This is a genomic window from Pseudomonas matsuisoli (assembly GCF_014647635.1).
Classification (GTDB): Bacteria; Pseudomonadota; Gammaproteobacteria; order Pseudomonadales; family Pseudomonadaceae; genus Pseudomonas_P; species Pseudomonas_P matsuisoli.
This window is the reverse complement of sequence record NZ_BMPO01000007.1, coordinates 290205-309649: the sequence shown is the minus strand read 5'-3', so window position 1 is coordinate 309649 and position 19445 is coordinate 290205. Positions and strand designations below refer to the sequence as shown.

Annotated in this window: 13 protein-coding genes; 6 read left to right on the top strand and 7 right to left on the bottom strand. The window is 59.7% G+C overall.

All coding sequences use genetic code 11. The features are described from left to right. Nucleotides 1-207 precede the first annotated feature (207 nt). Both IEY47_RS16020 and IEY47_RS16015 read right to left on the bottom strand, forming a co-directional pair. Nucleotides 208-780, bottom strand: a complete 573-nt coding sequence (locus IEY47_RS16020) for a xanthine phosphoribosyltransferase (protein WP_188984456.1) — start codon at nucleotides 778-780, stop codon at nucleotides 208-210. 207 nt (nucleotides 781-987) lie between these two features. After that, nucleotides 988-1197, bottom strand: a complete 210-nt coding sequence (locus IEY47_RS16015) for a cold-shock protein (RefSeq protein ID WP_188984455.1) — start codon at nucleotides 1195-1197, stop codon at nucleotides 988-990. A gap of 332 nt (nucleotides 1198-1529) precedes the next feature. Between IEY47_RS16015 and IEY47_RS16010 the strand changes: the two genes are divergently transcribed. Next, nucleotides 1530-3320 carry a thiamine pyrophosphate-requiring protein gene (locus IEY47_RS16010; RefSeq protein ID WP_188984453.1) on the top strand — a complete coding sequence of 597 codons (1791 nt, stop codon included), beginning with the start codon at nucleotides 1530-1532 and terminating at the stop codon, nucleotides 3318-3320. 288 nt (nucleotides 3321-3608) lie between these two features. On the opposite strand, the gene IEY47_RS16005 is transcribed toward IEY47_RS16010, so the two are convergent. The 3 genes from IEY47_RS16005 to IEY47_RS15995 all read right to left on the bottom strand — a co-directional run bounded on the left by IEY47_RS16005 (nucleotide 3609) and on the right by IEY47_RS15995 (nucleotide 5300). Continuing rightward, nucleotides 3609-3977 (bottom strand): RcnB family protein, encoded by a 369-nt coding sequence (locus IEY47_RS16005; RefSeq protein ID WP_188984451.1) that lies wholly within the window; start codon nucleotides 3975-3977, stop codon nucleotides 3609-3611. A 114-nt stretch (nucleotides 3978-4091) separates the two neighbouring features. After that, nucleotides 4092-4583: a UPF0158 family protein gene (locus IEY47_RS16000; RefSeq protein WP_188984449.1), complete on the bottom strand. Its 492-nt coding sequence runs from the start codon at nucleotides 4581-4583 to the stop codon at nucleotides 4092-4094. Nucleotides 4584-4766: 183 nt separating this feature from the next. Beyond that, nucleotides 4767-5300 (bottom strand): Dps family protein, encoded by a 534-nt coding sequence (locus tag IEY47_RS15995; protein ID WP_188984447.1) that lies wholly within the window; start codon nucleotides 5298-5300, stop codon nucleotides 4767-4769. Between the two features lie 185 nt (nucleotides 5301-5485). Here IEY47_RS15995 and IEY47_RS15990 point away from each other — a divergent pair, with 185 nt between their 5' ends. After that, complete coding sequence (locus IEY47_RS15990) at nucleotides 5486-7417, top strand: ATP-binding protein (protein WP_229779476.1); 1932 nt, start codon at nucleotides 5486-5488, stop codon at nucleotides 7415-7417. Nucleotides 7418-7769: 352 nt separating this feature from the next. Here the strand turns inward: IEY47_RS15990 and rep are convergent, their stop codons facing one another. Further along, nucleotides 7770-9782 carry a DNA helicase Rep gene (rep, locus tag IEY47_RS15985; protein WP_188984445.1) on the bottom strand — a complete coding sequence of 671 codons (2013 nt, stop codon included), beginning with the start codon at nucleotides 9780-9782 and terminating at the stop codon, nucleotides 7770-7772. A 294-nt stretch (nucleotides 9783-10076) separates the two neighbouring features. Between rep and IEY47_RS15980 the strand changes: the two genes are divergently transcribed. The 4 genes from IEY47_RS15980 to IEY47_RS15965 all read left to right on the top strand — a co-directional run bounded on the left by IEY47_RS15980 (nucleotide 10077) and on the right by IEY47_RS15965 (nucleotide 17833). Next, nucleotides 10077-11759, top strand: coding sequence for a putative bifunctional diguanylate cyclase/phosphodiesterase (locus IEY47_RS15980; RefSeq protein ID WP_188984443.1), 1683 nt, complete (start codon nucleotides 10077-10079; stop codon nucleotides 11757-11759). A 259-nt stretch (nucleotides 11760-12018) separates the two neighbouring features. Continuing rightward, a complete protein-coding gene (locus IEY47_RS15975) occupies nucleotides 12019-13998 on the top strand; it encodes a methyl-accepting chemotaxis protein (RefSeq protein ID WP_188984478.1) in 1980 nt (659 codons plus the stop codon). Nucleotides 13999-14213: 215 nt separating this feature from the next. Further along, nucleotides 14214-15188: a TAXI family TRAP transporter solute-binding subunit gene (locus IEY47_RS15970; protein ID WP_188984441.1), complete on the top strand. Its 975-nt coding sequence runs from the start codon at nucleotides 14214-14216 to the stop codon at nucleotides 15186-15188. 86 nt (nucleotides 15189-15274) lie between these two features. Next, nucleotides 15275-17833 carry a TRAP transporter permease gene (locus IEY47_RS15965; RefSeq protein WP_188984439.1) on the top strand — a complete coding sequence of 853 codons (2559 nt, stop codon included), beginning with the start codon at nucleotides 15275-15277 and terminating at the stop codon, nucleotides 17831-17833. Between the two features lie 97 nt (nucleotides 17834-17930). On the opposite strand, the gene IEY47_RS15960 is transcribed toward IEY47_RS15965, so the two are convergent. After that, complete coding sequence (locus IEY47_RS15960; RefSeq protein ID WP_188984437.1) at nucleotides 17931-19424, bottom strand: YifB family Mg chelatase-like AAA ATPase; 1494 nt, start codon at nucleotides 19422-19424, stop codon at nucleotides 17931-17933. Nucleotides 19425-19445: the final 21 nt, after the last annotated feature.

Below are 19445 nucleotides of genomic sequence, written 5' to 3'. Positions count from 1 at the left end.
ATCTACACAACAAGCTCGAGGCTTAAGGGCGGGTGCGGCTTGCGGTCCTCCCCCGATGATCAGTCGGGGACTATCGCCTCTTTGGAGACGGGAGTCGACATACAAGGGCGGGTGCAACCCGCGGCTCTCGTACAACGCTATGCGGGGTTCACCCGCCTTACCAGAGCCCTCTGTAGGGGCGACTTCAGTCGCCCGTTTTCGAGGCACTCACTCGATAAAACTGACCTGCCCATCGTGCAGCCGCTGAACGCGTGCCAGCGATTCGACGCGGTGACCCAGCCTCTCCAGATCGCGGCGACCGTTCTGAAAGGATTTCTCGATCACGATTCCCACGCCGGCGATGCTTGCGCCTGCCTGATTGATGATCGAGATCAGGCCTTTTGCCGCTTCGCCGTTGGCTAGGAAATCGTCGATGATCAATACGCGGTCACTGGAAGACAGGTGTTTGGTCGACACGACAATCGTGTTCTCCACCTGTTTGGTGAACGAATACACCGACGCCGTCAGCAGGTCTTCGGTTAGGGTTAGCGACTGGTGCTTGCGTGCGAAGATCACCGGCACGTCCAGCTCTAAACCTGCCATCACCGCCGGCGCGATGCCCGAGGCCTCGAGGGTGACGATCTTGGTGATGCCCTCTGTGCGGAAGCGTTCGGCGAATTCGTGGCCAAGCTCGCGCATCAAGGCGGGATCGATCTGGTGATTGAGAAAGGCGTCGACCTTCAACACCTTGTCCGATAGCACAACGCCTTGCTCACGAATGCGTTGCTTCAATAATTCCACTTCGAAAAACCCTCTACGTCAGCGAGGGCGCATTCTGCGTCATTCAGGCTTCGGGAAAAAGTCCAGCGAGACGAAGGCCGACGATCGTCTCGCACAGAGGGGCGCGTGGGCGACGGTATCCTTCGGCGAGAAGGTGGGCGCTGGCAAATACGACGGAAACAAAAAAGGCCCTGTGATCACAGGGCCTTTTTCGATACAGATCAGTGCTTAGATGACCTGAACCTGATCAGCTTGCAGACCTTTCTGGCCTTTGACGACCAGGAAAGAAACCTGCTGACCTTCGGCCAGGCTCTTGAAGCCGGTGCTTTCGATCGAACGGTAGTGAACGAATACATCAGGACCTTCGGTCGGCGTGATGAAGCCGAAGCCTTTCTCATCGTTGAACCACTTAACGGTACCGGTTTGACGTGTAGACATGGTGTATCTCCCTGGAGATTTGATGCGCACTCTAGACCATCCAGAGTGCAAGTAACTGAGTGCAGAAGTGGTACGAACCGGGGGAGATGAACGACGAATCAAGCATCACGTCTGGCATCGCGAAACAAAAGCAAGCAGTGCACGCACCATACGCGCTTTTGCCGCGTCCTGCTGTTTTAATTTGGCTTCTCCTGCCTGGGCTGCTCGACGGTAGACGATCAATGCCTGCCTCGCCGGCCATTCGTTTGGCGAACGAAACCTCCGCTTGCCGCTGTCAGTCCAGAAGATAAGCGTTCAGCGCACCCCTTCTGCAATCTGTAAGCGAGGTTTCCATGTCCATGACCGTCGGTGATTTTCTGGTTGAACGTCTTTATGCATGGGGCGTACGCCGCATCTACGGCTATCCGGGGGATGGCATCAACGGTGTATTCGGGGCGCTGAATCGAGCGGATGGCAAGATTCGTTTCATCCAGGCGCGGCACGAGGAAATGGCGGCGTTCATGGCCGCGGCCGATGCGAAATTCACGGGCGGGCTCGGGGTCTGCATCGCAACGTCCGGCCCCGGCGCCTCTCATCTGCTAACCGGTTTGTACGACGCCCGCATGGACCACATGCCGGTGCTTGCCATCGCCGGCCAGCAAGCGCGCACGGCATTGGGTGGGCACTATCAACAGGAGCTCGACCTGGTGTCCATGTTCAAGGACGTGGCAGGCGCGTTCGTGCAGCAGGCTGCTGCACCGTCCCAGGTCCGCCATCTTGTGGACCGCGCGATCCGCACCGCGTTGGGCGAGCGCCGCGTCACCGCGTTGATCCTGCCCAACGACATCCAGGAACTGGAGTACCAGGACCCACCCAGCAAGCACGGCACCGTGCACTCGGGCGTTGGCTACCAGCGGCCCAAAGTCGTGCCATACGAAGACGATTTGCACCGCGCCGCGGAGGTGCTCAATGCCGGTAAGAAGGTGGCAATTCTGGTGGGCGCCGGTGCGCTGGGTGCATCCGATCAGGTTCTGCAGATCGCCGAAACGTTAGGTGCTGGCGTGGCGAAGGCGTTGCTGGGCAAAGCCGTATTACCCGACGCGTTGCCATGGGTGACTGGATCGATCGGCCTGTTGGGTACGGAGCCCAGTTCCAAGATGATGCAAGAGTGCGACACGCTGCTGATGATCGGCTCCGGCTTCCCCTATGCGGAGTTTTTGCCGGCTGCCGGGCAAGCGCGTGGCGTGCAGATCGACATTCAGCCCGACATGCTCAGCCTGCGTTACCCCATGGAAGTGAATCTTCAGGGCGATGCCGCCGATACACTCAAGGCGCTGATCCCGCTGCTGGAAGACAAAACGGACACGGCATGGCGCGACCGCATCGAGGGGTGGCGGGTCGCGTGGGATGACGTCATCGAAAAACGTGCGATGGTCGAAGCCAATCCGATCAATCCACAGCGTGTCGCCTACGAGCTTTCGCCCCGCCTGCCGGATCGCGCAATTGTGACCAGCGACTCTGGCTCCTGTGCCAATTGGTATGCGCGCGACGTGAAACTGCGTAGCGGCATGATGGGGTCGTTGTCGGGCGGGCTGGCATCGATGGGGGCGGCAGTGCCCTATGCAATCGCGGCCAAGTTCGCGCACCCCGACCGGCCGGTGATTGCAATGGTGGGCGACGGCGCGATGCAGATGAGCAACATGGCCGAACTCATCACCGTCGCTAAGTATTGGCAAACGTGGGACAACCCGAAGTGGATCTGTGCGGTGTTCAATAACCAGGATCTCAACCAGGTGACTTGGGAACAGCGTGTGATGGAGGGCGACCCCAAGTTCGAGGCATCGCAGGATATCCCGGACGTGCCCTACGCGCGTTTTGCCGAGTCCATAGGCCTGCGCGGCATATTGGTAGAGCGTGATGCGTCCGTTGCGGCGGCCTGGGATGAAGCGATGAGCTCCGATCGCCCAGTGGTGATCGAATTCAAGACCGATCCGAACGTGCCGCCGCTGCCGCCACACCTTACGCTGGACCAGGTCAAGCAATTCGCATCGACGTTGTTGCAGGGTGATCCCAACCAGGGCGGCATCCTGAAAGAAACCGCGAAACAGGTGCTGAGCTCGGTGTTGCCGAAGTCGAAGAAATAGGAAGGACCGTAGGAGCCAGCTTGCTGGCGATCGCTGTTAGATCGCTTGATCGCCAGCAAGCTGGCTCCTACAGGCCGTACCGTTGGCATGGCCCGGAGGCGGTGCATATCCGCAACGAGGTGAACGGTGGATTACGCGACCGCGTCGCTAATCCACCCTACGGCTGTAATCATTACCTGTAGGAGCCCATTCATGGGCGATCCGATCTAACCAACGACGCTGCTCTGTCCGAGCAAATGCGATCGCCCATAAATGGGCTCCTACAGGTATTCACGTCCTATCCGACGATCACTCCGCCTTGATGATCTTTTGGATCGTACCGGTATCGTTGTTCAGCAATACGTAGTCGGTACCGATCTTCACCCAATGCTGCTTTTCGTTTTCCGGCTTGGACAGGTTGTGCTTCTGCAGATCCTTGATCGCGTAATCGTCGCGCCAGTATTTGTGTGGCGCAGGCGCACCGACTTTCAGGTCGCCGATGTGCATTGGGTCCCGGGCAACCGCGTCATCGCTTTGGTTCGGCGCCTGCTTGAGTACCTGTTCCTGATACTCCTCGCGCGAGGGCTCCTGCTGCTTGTCTTTCGCATCTTGTGCGTGAACGGTTCCGGCGATGACGAGTGCGCCCAGTAGAGCGGTAAGCGGTTTGATGGTCTTCATGTTGCCTCCTTGGAGAGTGATGTACATGAGACCGGTGCGCGGGCATGGAATATCCGTTGGTGATGTGGTGGGCACGCATTCGCGACTCTTGGCCGCACCTACAGCGCGTGCCTTTTAGAGAGACGCGCCCTTTAGGCGGCGCAGGATGTCTTTCGGAATATCGTGCCTGTCCGGCGTTTGCGCCGGGTGCCCCGCACCAGGTTCTACGCCTTGTTCGGCCAGCCACGCCAGCACGTCTTCCCTTAAGCGAGTCGTTTGGAAACGCGACCAAGCGGTTTGCGCCGCTGGAAATTGTTCCAGCTCGTAATCGAAGGTACGCAATGGCTTGCGGCCGCTGAGCGCCAGCGTCAGTAGCGGGTGTGCATGGGGCTCACGCAATTCCTGAAGAAAGGCTTCGCGCAGCGCAATGCGATCTTCGAGGTTGAGGCGGGGAATAGCGACGTAGCGATCCGGTCGACTTTCCAAGGCCTCCTGTTCTTCGAACGGGAGACTTTCCGCACGAAACGCCCGGATCTCGCCTGTTTCCAGATCCAGAATGCGGTCTAGCCGATCCTGGGCATCAAACGCTTCGGCAAGGCGGTCGAGATCAATGGTTAATAGCGTCATGACGATCGTCCCCCGTAGCTGTACCGGTAAGGTGATAACGCATCGATCGAGATCGAGCAATCGGCACGTACCTGTTTCAGACCGTGTCAGGCTCTGGAAATGCGGTTTAGCGCTAGGCGGTACGATTTTTCATATGGCAAAAGAAAGCCCCGCGATGGACGGGGCTTCGCTCAGCGATAAGATCTAGCGATCCATGACGCTTTGACGCAGGAACCATGCACGACGCTCAGCCTGGTCGATCCACTCTTCCAGCATGCTGGTGGTGGCGAGGTCGTTGTTATCGCTGGTCAGCGTATGGGTGGTACGCATGAACGCGGCGAATGCCTCGTTATCGGCCTGTAGCTCCTTCAGCATTTGATGCGCTGAAAGATCCTCGACCTCGCTGCTGGCGATGCGCTTTTGCGCGACCATCTGCTCCAGCGAGCGGATGGTAGGCTCGCCGATCTTACGGGCGCGTTCGGCGATGTCGTCGGTAATCTCGAAGATTTGATCCGCTTGCTGTTCGAGCAGCAGGTGGTAATCCCGAAAATGCGGACCGGCGACGTGCCAGTGGTAATTTTTGGTCTTCACGTACAGCGCAAAAGCATCCGAGAGCAGCACGGACAACGCTTTGCCGATTTCCGCGTGATTGCTAATGCCCGCGTCTTTCCCAGCCCTTGCCTGATTTGCAACGTTCTGTACGCTCTTGAGTTCTTGCTTGGCATTTGCGATTGCCATTTCAGCCTCCTTCACGTGATAGAAAAAAACAGCGTGTTTTCATGACGCCTATGATTGGGACAAGGGCCCAGCGCCGATAGCTCATAGTTTTTGTACATCGCGGCGATGGACGGCTACCGCCGTTGGCGGTAATAAGCTCGCTGTTCATCTCTTTCCCCGCCCCACGTTTTCACCTGGAACTTCTTGTGCGCTATGTCCGCTCTATCCTGATCCGTATCGGTCGCGCCTTGCTTCCTTTGCTGGGTTTGCCCGCGTGGATGCGATACACCATGGCGATTGCTGTCGTGTTGGCCGGGGCGTTCGCGCGCCAGGCCTTGCCGCTACTCGGCCTGCCGTACCTGCTATTTATCCCGGCGCTTATGGCCATCGGCTTTTTCCTTGGGTTGGGCCCCGGGCTATGGTCGACCGTATTGGCGGCGGGAGCCGCCGTGTTTCTCTTCATTCGCCCGGAAAACGGCGGTGTCGTAACGACGGACCAGTGGTTGGCGGCGTTGCTGTTCGTGCTCGTCAATGCCGCGATCGTGGGGACTTGCTTCGCCTTGCGGGTGATCTATACCCGGCTCCAAGAGGTGGCGCACGAGCGCGAGCAGCAAGCCGAAGTCCGAACGCGCGAACGCGACCTCATCTGGGAAGCGGCGCCGGACTTGTTGTGTACCGCCTCGCACGACGGCTACTTGATAAGCATCAACGACGCCTGGATGAACACGCTGGGCTGGAGCGAGCGCGAGTTGAAGGAAACGCCGTATCTCGGGTTCGTCCATCCCGATGATGCCCAGCGCACCGGCGATGCGCTACGCACGCTAATCGACGGACATACGTTGATGGGATTCGAAAACCGCTACCGATGCCGCAATGGCGAGTACTGCTGGCTGTCCTGGAACGCGGTACTGCGCGGTGAGTTGATCTACTGCAACGTGCGTGACGTCAGCGAAACCAAGCGCCAGGCCGAGGCGCTGGCGTTGGCGGAGGGTCAGCTCCGGCAAAGTCAGAAGATGGAGGCCGTCGGGCAACTTACCGGCGGCCTTGCCCATGATTTCAATAACCTGCTGACCAGCATCACGGGCAGCCTGGATCTGATGAAAATCCGCATGGAGCAGGGGCGCTACGCGGACCTGCCGCGGTATTTCGATACCGCCCAAGGCGCAACCCGCCGCGCCGCTGCGTTGACACACCGCTTGCTGGCGTTTTCGCGCCGGCAGACGCTCGATCCGTCGATGACCGACGCCAACCATCTCATTACGGGGATGCTCGAGCTCATCGAGCGTAGCGTCGGGCCTGCGGTGGAGACGGAAACGCATCTGGACCTGATGCTATGGACCACGCTTTGTGATCCCAACCAGCTCGAGAATGCCTTGCTCAACCTGTGCCTGAACGCCCGCGACGCGATGCCTCATGGCGGCCAGCTCACGATCGAGACGCAAAACCTACGGTTGGAGGGGGACGTGGCGGCTTCGGCGAACCTTTCCGCCAATGACTACGTGTGCATCTCCGTGCGGGATAACGGCGTTGGTATGACGCCTGACGTCGTCAGTCGCGCGTTCGATCCGTTCTACACGACCAAACCCATCGGCCTTGGCACGGGGTTAGGGCTTTCCATGATCTACGGGTTCGCGCGGCAATCGGGTGGCCACGCCCGTATCGAATCGACGCCGGGAAGCGGGACCTGCGTGCGGCTCTATCTGCCGCGTTACCTGGGACCGCCCGCATCGGCCAGGCCGGCGTTGGCCGCGGCGCCGTCGGTCTCCGCGAAGCATGCACGTACCGTTCTGATCGTGGATGACGAAAGCAGCATTCGCGACCTGGTGAGCGAGGTGCTTGAAGAGCAGGGCTACACCGTTCTCGAGGCGCATGACGGGGAAAGCGGGCTGCGCCTACTGCGGTCGGACATGCATATCGATTTGCTCATCTCGGATGTCGGTTTGACCGGCGGCATGAACGGTCGCCAGATGGCAGACGCAGGGCGTCAATTCCGACCTGATTTGAAGGTGCTCTTCATCACGGGATACGCCGAGGCATCCGCAATCGGCGGCAACAGCCTTGCCCCTGGGATGCAGGTGCTGACGAAGCCTTTCGCCATGGAAACGCTGTGCACGAGGATCGATGTGATTTTGGGGTAGGGCTGCAAGGGCGGTATTGATTTTGGTGTCGCTGGTGCGCCGTGCCGGCGCATTGGCGGTTAAAACCGCCCCTACAGAAGCAGTGGTGAGTTCGCTAGAGGCTGCCGGTACGTGGTTCCTGTAGGAGCGGCCGGGCGGCGATCCGCGGGGCGGCCATCCGCCTTGGCCGCGAAAGCGGTATCAGCCTCGGTATTGTTGGTGCGCCGGGCCGGCGCATTCGCGGCTAAAGCCGCCCCTACAAAAGCAGTGCTGAGTCAGTTAGAGGTTGCCGGTATGCGGCTCCTGTATGGGCGGCCTTGGCCGCGAAAGCGGTAGCAGGGCGGCACCGTTGGTGCGCCTGCCGACGATCACCTCAACCCTTCTTCAACATTGCCCGCATTGCCGCCAGGGCGTCGTTGCCGCGGGCGGCTTTTTGTTCGACGGGGGCGTCTTCGACGTTTTCCCACTCGAGGTCTTCCTGTGGGAGCTCGTCGAGGAAGCGGCTAGGCATGCATTCGATGATCTCACCGTACTGCTTGCGCTTACTGGCGTAGGTCATTGCCAGGTTCTGGCGGGCGCGGGTGATGCCGACATACGCGAGGCGACGTTCTTCCTCGATGGTGTCTGCTTCGATGCTGGAACGGTGAGGCAGGATCTCTTCCTCGACGCCCATGATGAATACGTACGGGAACTCCAGCCCCTTCGAGGCATGCAGCGTCATCATCTGCACGCCTTCGGCGCCTTCTTCTTCCTCCTGCTGGCGTTCGAGCATGTCGCGCAGGACGAGTTTGGCGATGGCCTGTTCGATGGTCATGTCGCCGTCTTCGTCGCGCTCCAGCGTGTTTTTCAGCGCGTCGATGAGGAACCAGACGTTGCTCATGCGGAAGTCACCCGCCTTTTCGCTGGCGACGTTACTGCGCACCCAGGTCTCGTAGTCGATATCCATGACCATGCTGCGTAGTGCCGAGATCGGGTCATCGCCCGCACATTGCATACGCAGCTTGTCCATATAGCTTTTGAAGCGTGATAACCGCTCGGTGTAGCGGGCGTCCATGTGTTCGCCCAGGCCGATTTCATCGCTCGCCGCGTACATGCTGAGCTTGCGCTCGGTGGCGTAGTTGCCGAGCTTTTCCAGTGTGGTCGAGCCGATCTCACGCCGGGGGACGTTGATGACGCGCAAAAAGGCGTTGTCATCGTCCGGGTTAACCAGGAGGCGGAAGTAGGACATGATGTCCTTCACTTCCTGACGCCCGAAAAAGCTCGTGCCGCCGGACAGACGATAGGGCACCTGGTGGTGCTGGAGCTTGAGCTCCATCAGCTTCGCCTGGTGATTCCCTCGGTAGAGAATCGCGAATTCGCTATAGGGCCGACCGGTGCGCAAGTGCAGGGTCAGGATTTCCGTCGCGATACGCTCGCATTCGGCGTCTTCGTTCTTGCAGCGGATGACACGAATCGGATCGCCGACACCCATTTCGCTCCACAGCTGTTTTTCGAACACGTGTGGATTGTTGGCGATGAGGATGTTGGCGCATTTGAGGATACGGCTGGTGGAGCGGTAATTCTGCTCCAGCATCACCAGCTTCAGGGAGGGGAAGTCCTCCTTGAGCTGCATCAGGTTTTCCGGTCGCGCGCCGCGCCAGGCATAGATCGACTGGTCGTCATCGCCCACCACGGTGAATTGCGCGCGTTCCTTCACGAGGAGCTTCACGAGCAAATACTGACTGGCGTTGGTGTCCTGATACTCGTCCACCAGCATGTAGCGGATCCGGTTACGCCACTTCTCAAGCACTTCGGGATGGTTCTGAAACAGCTTCACCGGTTGCAGGATTAGGTCGTCGAAGTCCACCGCGTTGTAGGCTTTGAGCGTGCGCTGATAGTGCATGTAGACGATCGCCGCCATCTGCTCCTTGGGCCCACGGGCATTGGCCAGGGCCTCTTCGGGCAGGATCAGATCGTTCTTCCAGTTGCCGATGTAGCCCTTGATCTCATCGGCGCCATCGTCCCCCGCGTATTCCTTCTGCATGATGTCGGTGAGCAGCGCCTTGATGTCGCCCTCGTCAAAAATGGAGAAGCCGGGTTTGTAGCCCAGGTGCGCGTATTCGCGGCGGATGATGTTCAGGCCCAGGTTGTGGAATGTCGAGACGGTCAGCCCCTTACCCTCGCCGGGGCGCAGAAGGGTGCTGACGCGCTCTTTCATCTCGCGGGCAGCCTTGTTGGTGAAGGTCACGGCGCAGATGTATTGCGCGCGGATGCCGCATTGCTGGATGAGGTAGGCGATTTTGCGGGTGATCACGCTGGTCTTGCCGGAACCGGCGCCAGCGAGAACGAGCAGGGGGCCGCTTACGTAATTGACGGCTTCCTGCTGGCGGGGATTGAGTCGCGACATGCTTGGCGTGCTGAAGAGGGCTGGCGGGCGCGACAGTCTACCAGTCCAACGCGCGCCCGACTCGCGGGAGCGATCGACTGCGGCGATGCATTCGAGAATGGCGAGATGACGGCGATGTGCCAGTCTTGGTTATTTGATGGAATACGGTACGCTTCGCTCGTCAGCTAAGAGAAGCAGATCTCGAAAACTATCTAAAAAAGCTCGAGTTGGTTGCGCTACGTCGTATTGGATGTGGCATCTCAACTCAAGGGCTGGAGGTCGAGATCATTTGTAGGCGCTGTATAGCCGATTTGAATGGGGAGTCGCGTGCCAGGAAAGTCAACGCGTCTGATTCTGCAATGTGAGGCCAATGGGTGGGCTGCGCTGCTGCGCGAGCATTTGCCCGGTGATGGTCGTTTCGAACTCGTGGAATCCAGTGACTGGGAGAGCAGTCAGGAGCAGTGCGCCCGGCGCGGCGCCCATTGCTTGTTGATTCAGCCTCATCTATTGCCATCCGAGCCTGGACTATCCGTCCCGGTGGTGTATCTGCTCGAGGCTTCGCCCGAACAGCCGGTGTCAGATGGAAACGACTGGTTGGCGCGTGACCAGCTGTCCCCTGATGGCCTGCAACGCTGCTTGCGCTATGTGGACGAGCGCCGTCATCAACGGCTTTTGCTGGAAGGGCTGGCGGTACAGGATCCGCTCACGGGCATTGCCAATCGCTACGGTTTTCTTGGCGTGCTCAAGGCGCGCCTCGAAGAAGAGGCCGAAGGCTTGGTGCTTGGGCATCTGGATCTTGATAATTTCCGCCACGTAAATGATTCGCTTGGTTATCAGCATGGCGACCAACTGATCAACCAGGTTGCCGTGCGGGTGAAGGAGCTGCTCGATCCGGGCGATACGCTCGCGCGGCTAGGCAGCGACGAGTTCGCCCTGTTGCTGGACACCCAGGAAGACCCGGCGCGCGCAGGCCGTATGGCCACCCGCATCGTCGACGCCCTAGCGGAGCCATTTCGCGTTGACGGCGAAAGCCTGCTGCTCGGTTGCAGCCTGGGCTTGGCGCGCGCGGAACACGATATCGAAGCTGACCCGCTCATGTGGCATGCGCACATCGCCATGCGCCGGGCCAAAACCCAGTCGGGCTGCACCTTTCATATCTACGATGAATGGCTGAACCGCAGCGAGCGCAATCTGGCGGATCTCGAAACCGAACTGCGGCGCGCGCTACGTCGTGACGAACTCGAACTGCATTACCAGCCGCGGCTGTGCATGCAGACGGGCCAGGTGGTTGGTCTTGAAGCGCTGGTGCGCTGGCGGCATGCCGAGCGTGGGTTGCTCGGGCCGAATGAGTTCATCCCGCTAGCTGAAGACACCGGTTTGATCATCCCGCTGGGGTATTGGGTCATCGATCGAGCATTGCGCGACTTGCGTTGGCTTCTGGATCGAGACGTCGCGCCGTTGCATATGGCGATCAATCTGTCGTTCCGGCAATTCCAGGACAGCAAGCTGCTGCCTACGCTTGGCCGCTTAATCGATGAGCGTGGCATCGACCCCCGCTGGATCGAGTTCGAACTCACCGAAACCGCCGTCATGCGCCGCACCGAACAGGTGATCAAGACCATGAAGGCATTGCGCGGCTTGGGCGTTCGGTTCTCGCTGGACGATTTCGGTACGGGCTACTCGTCATTTGTTCACCTAAGTGCGCTACCGATTGCGTTGCTGAAGGTTGACCGCAGCTTCGTGGGAGGAATGGCGTCCCATCCCGAAAACCGCCGCTTGGTTCGAGCGATGATCAATCTGGCTCACAATCTTGATCTGACCGTCGTTGCCGAAGGCGTGGAAACCCGCGATGAGTTAGCGCTGCTGCGTCAATTTGGTTGCGATCAGGCGCAGGGCTACCTCATCAGCAAGCCATTGCCGCTGGCTGAGCTGGCGCGCTTTTTGGTATTTGGCGCACGCCGCGGCAATCTCCTTGCGGATGAATCAGCGGGCGGCTAGGCGCGCAGATATCCTAGCTCACTGCTGCGGGCTCGGTATCGAGTCCGCAACGGTAACCTGCTCATTTCAAAGTGTTTCTATCGCACAGTCTTCTTACGACAAAGTAGGCTTTCCTAGCCGTTCGTTCGCGCTAAACGACCGCCTGGCGGTTGGAGATCGGCTCCTTTATCCCGTGGCCGATATCAGGCACCAGAGGCTGACGAGAGAGCAGCCGCCTTCGTGCCGGTAGCGAAAGCTGCCCCTGGAAAAACGTTAAAGGATTGCCATGACGCGTTCACGTATATCCCTGCAGCTTGCCGCAGTGCTCGCGCTCGTACTGTTGCTCCTCATCAGTGCCAGTACCCTGTTTGCCTTGCATTCCCTCGGGAAAGCCTCGATCAGCACGCGCGAGGAGCACCTCCACAGTGAAGCTCGGCTCATCGTCGAGCAACTTTCGATCTTCCACGGTGAACTGCGGGCTAACACCCAGAAGCTCGCTTCGCTGTTCGAGAACCGGTTTACCGAAGGGCTGCGCGTCAGCGCTAATGAGACGGTAAATGTCGCTGGAACCGATACGCCGACGCTGTATCTGGGCAGCTACACGGTTCTTAACAACGATTTCGCGTTGGTCGACGAATTCCGTGAGTTGACCGGCGGCACCGCGACCGTCTTCGTGCGCAGTGGTGACGATTTCACCCGCATTACGACGTCGCTGACGAAACAGGACGGTTCCCGCGCCATCGGTACTCAGCTCGATCGTGCTCATCCGGCCTATGCGCTGCTTCTCAAGGGCGAGGCGTATGTCGGACGCGCAGTGCTGTTCGGTCGTAACTATATGACCCAGTACACGCCGGTACGCGACGCGGCAGGCAAAGTGATCGCTGTGCTCTACGTCGGATTCGACTATACCGATGCACAAAATCAGCAGTTCGCAAAGCTTGGCAGCTTCCGTATTGGCAGTGGCGGCACTATTGCGATCCTCGACGAAAAAAACCAGTGGTTGATCCCTCAAGCGGGTGTGAGCCTGGACGCACAGTCGACCAATACGTTGGTCGAGGGCGCCCGCGCTAATCCCTCCGATATACAGTACTCCGTCGGCGGCAAGGATTTCGTCGGTGCTGCGGCAACCTTCAGCGAAGGCCCCTGGACTGTGTTTGCGAGCCTGCCGATGGACGAAGTCAACGAGCTGACCCGCTCCGTTGGTTGGCAGCTGGTGGGCGGCAATCTGCTCGCTATGCTGATTGCGGTCGGTGCCGTTGGTTGGTACCTGCGCCGTCGCCTGCGTCCGCTGGGGTTGCTGGTCGCGCAAGCACAAGCCCTCGGCGCGGGTAACTTGCATGCCCGCTCTGCAATCACCAGTCGCGACGAGGTAGGTGATCTGGCAACGAGCTTCAACCAGATGGGCGAAGCGCTGATGACGATGGTGGAGCGTATCCGCGATGCCTCGAGTCAGGTCAGCGAGCGGTCCCGTGAATTGGCCGCCCTTTCGGGTGATGCGCTGGCCGGTATCGAGCAGCAGGCAGGTGAGCTGACGAGCATGGCGGGTGCAGTGGAGCAGTTCAGCGCGACGTCGCAGAACATCGCTGAGAACATGCGCACTACGCAGAGCCTGGCGAGCCAGAACGCCGAGAAGGCACAGGACGGTCAGGAATCCATGAGTGAGGCCTCGTCGGCACTGCAACAGATCGCCGAATCGCTGGCAGCGACCAATGACATGCTGGGCACACTCGGTCAGCGCTCTCAGCAGATCGGGGGCATCGTCGGGGTGATTACCTCGATTGCCGAACAGACTAACTTGCTGGCGCTGAACGCTGCGATCGAAGCTGCGCGAGCAGGCGAACAGGGACGTGGGTTTGCAGTGGTCGCAGACGAAGTGCGTAGCCTGGCTGCGCGCACACGTGAAGCAACAACAGAAATTTCCGAAATGATCGGTACCATTCAGAGCGAGACGGGCACCGCCATCGACACCATGCGCCGTGGCAACCAGATGATGGAAGAGGGGCTTCAGCTCAACGCGCAAGTCGCTGAAGCACTTTCGCAGATCACGCGCCAGACGATGGAAGCTGGCGAGCAGTTCACCGCCATCACGCAGGCTGCACATGAGCAGAGCACGACGTCGACGGTATTGAGCGGCAACTTGCAGGGCGTGGATTCCAGCAACCGCCAGCAGCGCGGGCGTTTCGTGGATCTGGACCGCACGGCCAACGAGCTGGAGAAACTGGCGAGCAATTTGATTGATGAGGTGAAACGCTTCCGATAAGAGGGCTGCGGCGTCGCCTGTCCTCGGCACCTCTCGTCTTAGAAAAGGGTACTGCGCGTCAGTACCCTTTTTTTGTACTAAGTTTTTACGGTGTGCCTGCTTTGTGCCGCTCCGTCCCTCAGTGGTTGACGCTGGCAGGTGTCACGTATAAAAGACCCTCGCCGCGTTCTAGAAGCGCTGCTTCCCCCCCACGACAATGAATAAGGAATACCAGGATGAAATGCCTATCTCTCGCGTGGACGCTTTCTGCGGGTCTCGCGCTCAGCACGATTGGCGGCGTTGCCCAGGCCCAAGAGAAGTACGTGACAATCGGAACAGGTGGCCAGACCGGGGTCTACTACGTGGCGGGGCAGTCGATTTGCCGTTTCGTCAATCGCGACAGCGCAAAATCCGGTATCCGTTGCAACGCGCCTGCTAGCGGTGGTGGTGTAGCGAACGTGAATGGTCTGCGTTCGGGCGAATTCAACTTCGGCATCATGCAGTCCGATCACCAGTTCAAAGCGATGAAGGGTTTGCCTCCTTTTGAGCAACAGGGTGCGATGGATGATTTGAGAGCCGTAATGTCGCTGCAAAGCGAAGTGTTCACGGTGCTTGCCCGTCGTGATGCAGGCATCAACGGCTTGGACGACCTCAAAGGCAAGCGTGTGAACATCGGCAACCCGGGCTCGGGTCAGCGCGATACGTTCGACGAGGTCATGCGTCTGCAGGGCTGGGATAAGTCGGTCTTCAAACTGGCCTCGGAACTCAAGCCCGCCGAGCAGGCCAGTGCCTTGAGCGACAACAATATCGACGCCATGAGCTACTTCGTCGGTCATCCCAATGGCGCCATCCAGGAAGCCACGACCACGGTCGATGCGGTTCTGGTGCCTATTACGGGGCCTCAAATCGACAAGCTTCTGAGCGAGAAGAGCTACTACACCAAGGCGGAAATTCCTGGCGGGCTCTACAAGGGCAACGACAAGCCCACGCAATCCATCGGCGGCAAGGCCGTTCTTTCGGTAAGCGCCAAGACCGATCCGGACGTCGTGTATCAGGTCGTTAAGTCCGTGTTCGAAAATCTGGATCGCTTCCGCAAACTTCATCCTTCTTTTGCGGACCTGAAAGAAGAAGACATGATCAAGGTTGGTCTTACCGCGCCGTTGCATGAAGGCGCTGCGCGCTACTACAAAGAGCGTGGCTGGCTGAAGTAGTCGTAATCAGGTATCGCTCTCCAAACCCGTGCACCGAAAGGGCACGGGTTTTGTCGTCATTCGACGGTTGAACATCAGGCACTCTCATGACCGATAAAACCTTGTCTTCCGAAGAGCTGGTGGCTCAGGAAGTCGGCGCGCGGAACCCGCTTGGGTTCATGGCGAGCTTGATCGCAGGCCTTGCATTGGCCTGGTCGTTATTTCAGGTGTGGATAGCCTCGCCTCTGCCCTTCATGATCGGTGTCGGTGTGTTCAACGACACCGAAGCCCGGTCTATTCACCTGGCCTTCGCATTGCTGCTGGCCTTTCTTGCCTATCCGGCTTTTAAGCGATCGCCCCGTGATCGGGTGCCGGCCGTAGACATCGTCCTGGCCTTGGTCGCGGCTGCCACCGCTGCGTATCTCTTCATTTTTTACGAGCAGTTGGCGCAACGTCCTGGCAATTTGACAACGATGGACCTGGTGACGGCCTGTATCGGGTTGCCGCTGTTGCTTGAGGCCACACGGAGGGCGCTTGGCCCGGCCCTCGCTGTGATTGCGCTCATCTTTCTGATCTACAGCCTGGCGGGGCCGTGGATGCCGGCAATGCTGGCCCACCGTGGCGTGAGCCTGCATGCCTTGGCCAATCACCAATGGATCACGACCGAAGGCGTATTCGGCATCGCGCTGGGCGTTTCCACGAGCTTCGTGTTCCTGTTCGTGTTGTTCGGTGCGCTGTTGGAGCGCGCGGGTGCGGGGCATTACTTCATCCAGTTGGCCTTCAGCCTGCTTGGCCATCTGCGTGGCGGCCCCGCGAAGGCGGCTGTGGTGGCTTCGGGGCTGACCGGCTTGATCTCGGGATCGTCGATCGCCAACGTCGTGACCACCGGCACCTTCACGATTCCGATGATGAAGCGTACCGGCTTCAGTTCGGAGAAGGCAGGCGCCGTGGAAGTCGCGTCTTCGGTGAACGGCCAAATCATGCCGCCCGTCATGGGTGCGGCGGCGTTCCTGATGGTCGAGTACATCGGGATGCCTTATACCGAAGTGGTCAAGCATGCCTTTCTACCGGCGCTGATCTCCTACATCGCGCTGTTCTACATCGTCCACCTCGAGTCGCTGAAGCTCGGCTTGAAGGCATTGCCCCGAAATGGCGTCGCTCACCCCTGGCTGCGTCGACTACTGGGTCTTGCCTTCGGTGCAACGTTGATCAGCGGACTGTCCCTAGCGGTCTACTACGGGTTGGGATGGCTCAAGCCAGCCCTGGGCGATAGCGCTTCGTGGGTGATCGGCGGGTTGCTGCTGGTCGCGTACGTATTGCTGTTGAAAATCGCAGCGTCCAATCCACCGCTGGCGCCGGAAGATCCCGATACGCCCCTCGAACGCTTGCCGGATACGCGGAGGGTGCTGCTTTCTGGCCTGCACTTTCTGTTGCCCGTGGTCGTGCTGGTCTGGTGCCTGATGGTCGAGCGGCTTTCCCCTGGGCTCTCAGCCTTTTGGGGCTCGATGATCCTAGTCTTCATTCTGCTCACGCAACGTCCTCTGCTGAACATGCTGCGCGGGAGCGAAAACCACACCCACGGTACGTTTCGCGACGGTTTGATCGACTTGCGCGAGGGCCTCATCGCGGGCGCACGCAACATGATCGGTATCGGGATCGCTACAGCGGCGGCAGGCATCATCGTGGGTGCGGTGTCGCAAACCGGTGTCGGGCTGGTATTGGCGGATGTCGTGGAATTGCTGTCGATGGGCAATCTGCTGCTGATGTTGTTGCTGACTGCCGTGCTGAGCCTGATCCTGGGAATGGGCCTGCCGACGACAGCGAACTACATCGTTGTGTCCAGCCTGCTTGCGCCGGTCATCGTTTCGCTCGGTCAACAGAACGGACTAATCGTGCCGCTCATTGCCGTGCACCTGTTTGTCTTCTACTTCGGCATCATGGCTGACGTCACGCCACCCGTTGGGCTGGCCTCGTTCGCCGCGGCGGCTGTATCGAAAGGCGATCCGATCCGTACCGGCATCACGGCGTTCTACTACAGCCTGCGCACGGCGGCGCTACCGTTCCTGTTCATCTTCAACACGGACTTGCTGCTGATCGATGTCGACTTCTGGCATGGCGTGCTGATTTTCATTATTTCCACGATCGCGATGCTGTTGTTCGCGGCAGGAACGCAGGGCTATTTCCTGACCAGAAGCCGCTGGTACGAAAGCGTGCTTCTGCTGCTGATCGCCTTCACGTTGTTCCGCCCCGGTTTCTGGATGGACATGGCGGTCGATCCGTACCGTGATATTCCACCGGCGCAGATGGCCCAGGCACTGGAGAATCTCGACGAGAACAGCGAGTTACGGCTGCGGGTCAGCGGCGAGGATGCGGTCGGCGATATGAAGACGTTCAGCGTCCTGCTACCTGTTCCAGAAAAAGGAACGGGACAAGAGCGTCTGGAAGCATTGGGACTGACCCTCTACGAGCAAGAGGGGAAAACATTGATCGACGTTGTAGGCTTCGGTAGCCCGGCGGAAGCCGCAGGCTTGGCTTTCGACCAGGAGATCGTCGCCGCGCGAGCGCCTACGGAACGGGCGCCGAAGGAGATCATGTGGTTCCCAGGACTCATCCTGTTGGCGCTGGTGGTTTGGATGCAGCGGCGTCGGTCCGTCTCCAAGGCTTAACAGCCTGCATGGATGCCGTTCGGTTTACGCGGCGGTGATGCCGTCGCGTAAACCTTCTCGTGCGCAGCGCTGAATAAGCGCCCGTCCACGACCCCGCCTAACCTTGTACGCCTCGATATTGCAGCGCTTCTGCCAGGTGAGGACGCTCGATCGAGGGGGCCCCTTCCAGGTCCGCCAACGTCCGGGCGACTTTCATGATCCGGTGCGCCGAGCGGAGCGAGAGGCCGAGCCGCTCGCAGGCGGTTTCGAGCCAGCGTCGGTCTGCGTCCTGGAGTGCGCAATGTTGGTGCAGCTTCGCAGGGTCGAGAAACGCATTTGCACAGCCTTGGCGGCTTTCCTGTCGCTCCTGCGCAGCGGCTACGACTGCGGCGGCTTCTGCGGTCGTCATGCCTTCATTGGAGGGGCGCTGCAGGATAGTGCCTTCACGGGCCACGGTGAGGTGCAGATCGATTCGATCCAGCAACGGGCCGGACAGCTTGCTGCGGTAGCGTTGAATTTGATCGGGCGTGCATCGACAGCGGTTCGCGCTGTCACCCAAATAGCCACAGGGGCAGGGGTTCATCGCCGCGACCAACTGGAAGCGCGCCGGAAACCTGACTTTGTCCCGCGCCCGGGCGATTACGATCTCACCACTTTCTAACGGCTCACGAAGCACCTCGAGCACGCGCCGGTCAAATTCGGGAAGCTCATCCAGAAACAAAATGCCCTGGTGGGCCAGGGTGATTTCACCAGGACGCGGCCGGCTTCCGCCACCTACCAGCGCTGGGCCGGAAGCGCTGTGGTGTGGATGGCGAAAAGGGCGTTGCGGCCACGCTTGCAGCGGCGCGTGACTGGCTACGGAAGAAATGGCTGCGACTTCCATCGCTTCCGTTTCATTCAGCGGAGGCAGCAGGCCAGGCAGGCGACTGGCTAACAATGTCTTGCCCGTTCCTGGCGGACCGCTCAACAGTACGTTATGCCGACCCGCAGCGGCCACCAACAGTGCACGTTTGGCGGCTAGCTGTCCGTGCACATCAATGAGGTCGGGATACGGGCGGCATTGCCGCAAGAGGCCTTTGGCTTCGTAAGGCGCCAGCGGAGTATGGCCATTGAAATGTGCGGCCAGTTCCAGCAGGTGACTGGCGGCGAATACCTTCAAACCGCTGGCAAGGCTCGCTTCTTCGGCATTCTCCAAGGGAACGATCAGCGCGCGCCCGGCGTCGCGTGCCGCCAGCGCTGCCGGCAGTACGCCTTGCACGGAGCGTATTGCTCCAGAAAGTGCCAACTCGCCCAGACACTCGACATCTTTGAGCGCATCGATCGGCACCTGCCCGCTGGCCGCTAATAGGCCCAGCGCAATCGCTATATCGAAGCGGCCGCCGTCTTTCGGTAGATCTGCGGGTGCAAGATTGAGGGTGATACGTCGAGTTGGAAATTCGAAGCCCGAGCTGAGAATGGCACTGCGAACGCGGTCCTTGCTTTCCTTGACGGCGGTCTCTGGCAATCCGACAAGGGTTAGGGAAGGTAGGCCGTTTGCGAGGTGCGCCTCGACCATGACCGCAGGGGCGTCGACGCCGATCTGGGCGCGACTATAGATGATGGCTAACGACATGGGATCACTCCTTGATCACGC